We start from the raw sequence: 781 nt of genomic DNA, 5'->3' as shown, positions 1-781 counted from the left end.
GTGCAATCTCTATATCTCCAATCTCAATCATTCTCTGTATTTTTTCAAAGTCAAAGAGATCATATAAAGAATCATACAAGGGTCTAAGATAAGGATCTACTTTTTCCTTCATATCACCAGGTAAAAATCCTAAACGCTCACCTGCTTCTACAGCGGGTCTTGAAAGAATAATTCTCTCAATCTTTTTTTCTAAAAGCATTGTTAAACCTACGGCAACTGCCAAAAAAGTTTTTCCTGTTCCTGCTGGGCCAGCTGAAATCACAATATCACTCTGCCTCAAAGCTCTAACATAGCTTTTTTGTTTTTCAGATCTAGGAATTATAGATTTCTTGGGAGTTTTAATAATATCTGTAATATTATTATTTTTTACTTTTTCATTAATCATAAAGTTATCCACTGATGAAAGTATATCTTTATTCTCTATACTTCCATTATTAATAAACTGATTGGCCAAAAACTGAATAGCGTTTTTAATTTTTTCATTCTTTTCAGGTGTTGATTTAATTAAAATTGAATTTCCCCTCGAATACAGGCTACAATTTGTAATTTTTTCCAATTCTTGTAAATTTTTATTAAATTCTCCAACAACACCAATTAACAAGTTATTATCATGAAATATAACACTTAGAGAATTGTTATCTGAATAAACAAATTTTAAAGACTGATCGATATTTTTTTTATTTATTCCACTCAAATTCTATGCAACCTTCTTGTCTGAATTAGTTATAGCTTCACCGAATAAAGTATTTCTATTACTATCTTTAATTCTCACTTGAACTAT

1 protein-coding gene is annotated in these 781 nt (G+C 29.1%); it reads right to left on the bottom strand.

The annotated features are described in order from the left end of the window. A partial coding sequence (locus tag AMN83_RS00390) for a PhoH family protein (RefSeq protein ID WP_075503419.1) occupies positions 1 to 694 on the bottom strand: 694 nt, incomplete at its 3' end. Between the last annotated feature and the right edge of the window lie 87 nt (positions 695 to 781).

Origin of the sequence: Candidatus Pelagibacter communis, from assembly GCF_001180025.1 — a bacterium.
GTDB classification, from domain to species: domain Bacteria; phylum Pseudomonadota; class Alphaproteobacteria; order Pelagibacterales; family Pelagibacteraceae; genus Pelagibacter; species Pelagibacter ubique_A.
The sequence above is the reverse complement of the archived record's forward strand: the minus strand, read 5'-3'. Positions and strand labels throughout refer to the sequence as shown.